1 protein-coding gene is annotated in these 243 nt (G+C 65.8%); it reads right to left on the reverse strand.

What is annotated here, in order from left to right; all coding sequences use genetic code 11:
• Positions 1-243: AMP-binding protein (locus AYK65_RS33445; RefSeq protein ID WP_244560170.1), on the reverse strand; the 243-nt coding region annotated here is incomplete at both ends.

Below are 243 nucleotides of genomic sequence, written 5' to 3' on the forward strand. Positions count from 1 at the left end.
TGCGCTCGACGCAGATCGCAATGCGCTCGTCGGGCTTGACCCCAAGCCCGATCAGATGATGGGCGAGCCGGTTGGCCTGGACATTGAGCTCACCATAGGAGATCGACTGCCCTTCGAAGACCACCGCCACCGCGTCCGGCGCCCGGCGCACCTGCGCCTCGAACAGTTCGTGCACGCACAGCTCCGACGGATAGTCCGCTTCCGTGCGGTTCAGCTCCTCCAGCAGATAGCGGCGCTCGTCGG

This window comes from Ensifer aridi, assembly GCF_002078505.1.
GTDB classification, from domain to species: domain Bacteria; phylum Pseudomonadota; class Alphaproteobacteria; order Rhizobiales; family Rhizobiaceae; genus Sinorhizobium; species Sinorhizobium aridi.